This is a genomic window from uncultured Campylobacter sp., assembly GCF_938031315.1.
Lineage (GTDB): Bacteria > Campylobacterota > Campylobacteria > Campylobacterales > Campylobacteraceae > Campylobacter_B.
Window position 1 is genome coordinate 1 of record NZ_CALHHT010000298.1, and the last position, 6,288, is coordinate 6,288.

At 46.2% G+C, this 6,288-nt stretch carries 6 protein-coding genes and 1 pseudogene; 5 read left to right on the top strand and 2 right to left on the bottom strand.

Annotated features, from left to right (window positions below):
• Positions 1–112 precede the first annotated feature (112 nt).
• Positions 113–430: a hypothetical protein gene (locus Q0236_RS07350; protein ID WP_297916522.1), complete on the top strand. Its 318-nt coding sequence runs from the start codon at positions 113–115 to the stop codon at positions 428–430.
• A gap of 125 nt (positions 431–555) precedes the next feature.
• Positions 556–768 (top strand): hypothetical protein, encoded by a 213-nt coding sequence (locus Q0236_RS07355; protein WP_297916524.1) that lies wholly within the window; start codon positions 556–558, stop codon positions 766–768.
• 156 nt (positions 769–924) lie between these two features.
• On the opposite strand, the pseudogene Q0236_RS07360 reads toward Q0236_RS07355, so the two are convergent.
• Positions 925–1,494: pseudogene (locus Q0236_RS07360) on the bottom strand (rRNA adenine dimethyltransferase family protein); the annotation flags it as partial.
• Positions 1,495–1,866: 372 nt separating this feature from the next.
• Positions 1,867–2,229: a diacylglycerol kinase gene (locus Q0236_RS07365; RefSeq protein WP_297881047.1), complete on the bottom strand. Its 363-nt coding sequence runs from the start codon at positions 2,227–2,229 to the stop codon at positions 1,867–1,869.
• A 67-nt stretch (positions 2,230–2,296) separates the two neighbouring features.
• Here Q0236_RS07365 and Q0236_RS07370 point away from each other — a divergent pair, with 67 nt between their 5' ends.
• The 3 genes from Q0236_RS07370 to Q0236_RS07380 form a co-directional block, all read left to right on the top strand.
• Entirely contained in the window at positions 2,297–3,055 is a 759-nt protein-coding gene (locus tag Q0236_RS07370) for an exodeoxyribonuclease III (RefSeq protein WP_177386736.1), read from the top strand.
• 137 nt (positions 3,056–3,192) lie between these two features.
• The gene (locus Q0236_RS07375) at positions 3,193–4,839 is read left to right on the top strand and encodes a formate--tetrahydrofolate ligase (protein ID WP_297916527.1); all 1,647 of its coding nucleotides are present in this window, start codon (positions 3,193–3,195) and stop codon (positions 4,837–4,839) included.
• Between the two features lie 130 nt (positions 4,840–4,969).
• Positions 4,970–6,288, top strand: a 1,319-nt coding sequence (locus tag Q0236_RS07380; protein ID WP_297916529.1) for a hypothetical protein, incomplete at its 3' end; no start/stop codon positions are given.

The following is a 6,288-nucleotide window of genomic DNA, read 5'->3' on the forward strand; positions in this document are numbered from 1 at the left end:
TAAGTAAGGTATGATTGGATTTTTTTAAGTAATTATACAATAAATAATTTCTTGAAATGATTCAAATATATTTTTATTTTACTTTGTCTAAAGTAAAATTAGGAGGTAATTTATGAAGAATAAAAAGAAATTGGTAATTATAACTTCCATTTTGGCAGTAGGTATTCCACTACTGGCTATTGGGACACAATCAATATTAAAAAAAGTAAGGGATGATTATTACAAAACTCAAAAAGAGCAGATTGAGGCTGAAAAAGCCAGAGAAAAAGCTGAAAAAGAACAAACATTAGCTCAAGAAAAAGCCGAAAGAGAAAGGCAGCTTCAATTAGAAAAAGCTGAAAAAGAACAAAAAATTGTCAGCGAAAAAACTGAAAAAAAACAACCAATAATTACTGGTCAATCTTCACAAAAAAATAAAAATGGAAATTAAATTACCTATTGATATCAGTAGGTAAATTTTTTTTGAAGGAACAAATCTTAATAAAAAATCGTTCCTTGAAAGAAATAGAAAAATAGAGTATTCTTATCTTATCAAAATATTAAGTGGGAATAAAAATGGGAAAATTATCAAAAACTTTAATAATTTTAGGTGGAACTATTTTAGCAGGTGTTGCATATAGTCTATGGAAAGATAAAAAAGATTTGGAAGAAGAAAATGAAGAACTATATGATGAAATATCATTACTAAAAGGAAAAAACATAGAAAAAGATTTACAAGATGGAATAATGGTATCAGAGGATGAACTTCTTGAAGAAGATATATTTTAAGTTTTTAGAAAAGTTGTTGTATAAATTAGTAAGTATATATAAATTACAACAACTTTTTATTTTACTAAAAATATGATAGCCTGTAGTATCATTACAGTTTACTTACGATGTCTTAGTATCACATAGAGTTTTTTTATTCAATAAAATATAGACAGTTTAACCTTCCAAAATTCCAATAAAATCAATGAATCCTTGCACAGAAAATTCTTCTGCTCTAGCTAATTCTGTTTTGCCAACTTTTTTCAAGCATTCTTTTACAAAATCTTTTGAAAATCCTAAATTCGATAAATTATTAGAAATACTTTTTCTTTTATTTGAAAAGGCTTCCTTCAAATATTTAAAATATTTTTCTTCTGAAATTTGACTTTCATACTTTTTATTTTTCAAAATTTTTATTCCTAAAAATGCTGAATCAACTTTTGGAACAGGATCAAATTTTTCTTTCGGCACAGTAAACAGATATTCTGCTTCAGCATAAAATTGAACTGCATGTGTAAGCAGACTCATATTTTTGCTATGAGGCTGGGAGGCAATCCGCTCTGCCACTTCCTTTTGCACCATCAAATAAATTTCATCAATATTTTCACGGTATTCCAAAAGTTTGTTAATAATCGGCGAAGTTATATAATACGGAATATTTGCCACAACTTTAATATTTTTCTTATCTTCAAAAAATTTTTTCAAATCTGCTTCCATAAAATCCTGATGAATCAACTTAAAATTTTCCTTTTTTTGAAAATTATTTTAATTAAGACGGCGTGATTTTAGTGAAAATTGTATTAAAGCATCTTGAAAGTCATTATAATTTTTTAGCTAAAATTTTACGGCGTAAAATTTGCTTGAATGATTTATCTATAGAAATTTTAAAAGCTATTTTAAAATTTTAAGAGCCGAGCGAATATTAAAATTTTCGCGCACAGGAGAGTTTAAATTTAAAGCAAATTTCGGATTTTAAAATTTCAATATCACGCAGGGTCGTGTTTGGGTTGCAGGCGTGGACGATCAACGACTCAAGTGGCTTGCAAATTCCGCACTCGCCAAAAAAACTCTGCGTTGCAGCGATTTAAATCTTTTATCGCGAAATTTGCAATCACGCGATTAAAAGAATTTACCGATAAGCGCGTATCCCCACAGCGCGGCGTTGAGAAATAGGCTCATCATCACGGCGGTGCTTGCGGTGTCTTTGGCGCCCTTGGCTAGCGGGTGGATTTCGCTCGTGGCAAGATCGACCGCGCGCTCAATAGCTGAGTTTATGCACTCGGTTGTGAGCGTAAAGACCGCGCCGAAGATCAAAAATAGATTTAGCACCGCGCCGAAATTCCAAAAAAATAGCGACAGCAGAAGCGGGACGAACACGCAAAGCTCGAGTCTAAAGCTACGCTCGCTGCGCAGCATCTCGGCAAGACCCGCCATAGCGTAGCCCCAGTTGGCAAAAAATCGGTATTTGGGCTGATTGCGCATAATTTTCCTTTAAATTTAGTCAAAATTTCGTATAATCATACCAAAATTTTTGCGCCAAAGGCTAAATTTGAAACTGATTAGTTGGAACGTAAACGGGCTGCGCGCAGTGCTTGGTAAAGACGGCTTTGCGTGGCTCGCGGAGCAAAACCCCGATTTTTTGGGCTTGCAAGAGATCAAGGTGAGCGAAAAGGACGCCCCAAAAGGGCTTTATGAGCTCGGATTTTCTCAGATCGATCTAAATTCCGCCGCTCGCGCGGGATATTCGGGCGTGGCGAGCCTAGCAAAATTTAAAAGCGAGACGAGCAAGGCGCTGTTTTTCCCCGACGACGAAGGGCGCGTGCTGCAGCACCGCTTCGGCGATGTCGTGCTTTTTAATATCTACTTTCCCAACGGCCAAAAGGACGAGGCGCGGCTAGCCTACAAGATGGAATTTTACGCAAAATTCCTAGCCTACGCGCGCAGCCTCGCGGAGCAGGGGCTCGGAGTGATATTTTGCGGCGACGTGAATACCGCGCACCGCGAGATCGATCTTGCAAATCCAAAAGCAAACTCCAAAACCTCGGGCTTTTTGCCGATCGAGCGGGCATGGCTCGATGAGGTGGAGGCGGCGGGCTTCGTCGATACCTTCCGTGCCGTGCGCGGCGAGCTGCGGGACGCCTACTCGTGGTGGAGCTACCGCTTTAACGCGCGCGCCAAAAACGTAGGCTGGCGGATCGATTATTTTTTCATCTCGGCTAATTTGCGCTCGCGGCTAAAGGACGCTTTCATCCTAAGCGACGTAATGGGCAGCGACCACTGCCCCGTGGGTATCGAGATCGAAATTTAGCCGGGGCAAATTTCGCGGCGCGAGCTTTGATCTTGCGCGGCTCGCGGATAAGGTGCGCGTAGCGGCGGCTAATGCGCGGATTTAAAGAGGCGGTGCGTAAACGCTGCGCGATAAAATTTTAAATTTAAGGAGAGAAAATGTTGAGCGATATCGAAATAGCAAATGCGGCGAAGCCGGATAAAATTTCAAACGTTGCGAAAAATTTGGGGCTTAGCGAGGATGAGATCGAGCTGTACGGGCACTACAAAGCCAAGCTAAATATCAAGCCGCGCTCGCGCGCTTCGAAGCTTATTTTGGTCACGGCGACCAATCCGACGCCGTTTGGCGAGGGCAAGACGACGACCTCTATCGGTCTAGCCGACGCGCTAAAGCGTCTGGGCAAAAGTGTCTGCCTTGCGCTGCGCGAGCCGTCGCTGGGGCCAGTTTTTGGTATCAAAGGCGGCGCCGCGGGCGGCGGATATTCGCAGCTGGTGCCGATGGACGATCTAAATTTGCATTTTAACGGCGATTTTCACGCGATTACCTCCGCAAACAATCTCATTTCGGCGGTCATCGACAACTCGCTGTATCAAGAAAACCCGCTAAAGATCGAAAAAATTCTATGGAAGCGCTGCATGGATATGAACGATCGCGCGCTGCGCCACATCACCGTAGGACAGGGCGGGCGCACCGACGGAGTAGAGCGTGAGGACGGCTTTAATATCACCGCGGCTAGCGAGATAATGGCGGTTCTGTGCCTCTCGAACGATCTTGCCGAGCTTAAGGAAAACATCGCAAACATCATGGTCGCCTACGATACGCAGGGAGAGCCGATATACGTGCGCGATCTGGGCTGCGCAGACGCCGTGGCGATCCTGCTAAAAGACGCGATGAAGCCAAATCTCATCCAGAGCCTTGAGCACACGCCTGCGCTCGTGCACGGAGGACCTTTTGCAAATATCGCGCACGGCTGCAACTCCATAATGGCGAGTAAGCTTGCGCTCTCGCTAGCAGATTACGCCGTGACGGAGGCGGGCTTCGGAAGTGAGCTCGGGGCTGAGAAATTTATCGACATCAAGTGTCGCCGCGCGGGTATCGCTCCGGATGCCGCGGTGTTGGTTAGCACGATCCGCTCGCTTAAATACAACGGCGGCGCGGATAAAGAAAGTATCGCGAGCCCTGATCTTGCCGCGCTTCAAAAAGGCATCGTAAATTTAGGCGGGCATATTGAAATTTTACAAAACTTCGGGCTAAATCCGGTCGTGGCGCTTAATCGCTTTAGCTTCGATAGCGACGAGGAGATCGCCTTAGTGTGCGAGTACTGCAAGCAGCGCGGCGTGCAGATGGCGATTTGCGAAAATTTCGCCAAAGGAGGCGAGGGCGCGCTTGAGCTAGCCCGCCTCGTAGTAGATGAGTGCGAGCGCGCTAAGGAGCTGAAATTTGCCTACGAGCTTAGCGACGATACGGCGAGCAAGATCGAAAAGATCGCTACTAAAATTTACGGCGCGAGCGAGGTCGTTTTCGAGCCCGAGGCGCAAAAGGCGCTACAACACATCAAGGCTTTGGGACTTGAGCGGTTAAACGTCTGCATCGCAAAGACGCAGTATAGCTTCAGCGACGATGCTAAAGCGCTTGGGCGGGCACGCGGCTTTAAGCTCAGCGTCAAAGATCTTCAGATCCGCACGGGGGCGGGCTTCATCGTCGCCATCTGCGGCAAGATAATGCTGATGCCGGGGCTACCGAAGGTTCCTAACGCGCTAAATATGAAGATCACGGAGGGGGGCATTATAAGCGGTCTGGCGTGATCTGAAATTTTATTTTCCGCGCGGGGAATTTACACGATAGAGCGGCGTAGAAGCTTCGGCGCGGAATTTTAAAATTTAAAAGAGCGCGCCGCAAACCGCGCTTTAACGATAAAATTTTAAGGTTATTTGGATGAGCGATTTTGACAGACTTGATCTAAGCGAGCCGTTTTTAAGGCATCTTAAAAATTTAGTGGACGGCAACGGCGCGGACGGCGGCGATCTAAAAGAAATTTCATCCGAGTGTTACGATTTTCGCGTCTATTTGGACGCTTCGTGGGAATTTTACGGCGAGTGTAAAGAGCGCGAAATAACGGGCGGAGAGAAGGCGGAGATCCATTTCGGCGACGATTTGCAAGAGTTTCAAAACCATACCCAAGACTGCCTGCGAGATGCGCGTCATAGTGAGTCTTTGCATGAAATTTTACTTTCCAAATTTAGATCGGATCCGCAAAGCGGCGTAGCTGCGGCGGATAACGCTGTGAAGTATTACGATTTTAAGCCCTTTAGCGCGTTTCAAAAATGCGGCGTTTGCCTAGGCGGCGGCAAGGTCCGATGCGGCAGATGTAGCGGTCGCGGCAAGGTGCGCTGCACGAGCTGCGGCGGACGAGGGCGCAAAAGCTGCCCTAATTGCGGCGGCAGCGGCGGGCAAAACCGCCCATATACGCAGTACCGTAGCGACGGAAGCGCGAGCACCGCATACAGGTATGAAGCGTGCTCCGTCTGCGGAGGAAGCGGCACGCAAGTATGCAGCGCGTGCTACGGCAGCGGCCATCGTAGCTGCTCCGCGTGCTTTGGCGACGGATATATCAAGTGCGATCGCTGTGGCGGGCAGGGATACTTTATGTATATAAGAAACATAAGCGCCCACGCAAGGGCTAAAGTAGGCGTGCAGGTGCGATCCGCCGTTTACGCGCAGGAGCTGCAGGAGTTTTTATGCAATCAGTCGTGCGAGTCTCTGTCGCAAAAGATCCCATTTCGCCTAAAAGAGGAGCAGGGCGGCGACGGCGAGCACGATTTTATCTACGTAGGCAGCCACACGATTACTCAGTTGCGCTTTGAGCTTTTGGGTAAAAGATACGAGGCGGCGGGCTTCGGCGATCCGCTACTTGCATTTATACGGCCCGCGATTTTCGACGATCTTTTTGCGGACGAGCTTGCGATGCTTAACGATATGGGCTCGGACGGCAAGATAAGCGGCGCCGAGGCGTTTAAATTCTTTAGTCGCTATACCGCGCAGCCCGCCTTAGACGCGTCGCTAAAAAAGCTTGCGAAGCAGGGCGGCGAGCCGAAAGACGCCGTGGCGGATGCGTGCGACGGATATATATCGCAGCAGGCCGCGAAGCAGCTGGGAGATGCGCTGAAAAGGTGCCTAAATAAAATTTCGCCCGTTTACTCGCCCGTCGTTTGGTTCGGTCTAGGCTCGCTATTTTGGCTTTTTGCGCTGGTTTT

Bases quoted from the DNA above. Each gene is read 5' to 3' on its own strand.
- Q0236_RS07350 (WP_297916522.1), top strand. From the start codon at position 113: ATGAAGAATAAAAAGAAATTGGTAATTATAACTTCCATTTTGGCAGTA.
- Q0236_RS07365 (WP_297881047.1), bottom strand. From the start codon at position 2,229: ATGCGCAATCAGCCCAAATACCGATTTTTTGCCAACTGGGGCTACGCT.
- Q0236_RS07355 (WP_297916524.1), top strand. From the start codon at position 556: ATGGGAAAATTATCAAAAACTTTAATAATTTTAGGTGGAACTATTTTA.
- Q0236_RS07375 (WP_297916527.1), top strand. From the start codon at position 3,193: ATGTTGAGCGATATCGAAATAGCAAATGCGGCGAAGCCGGATAAAATT.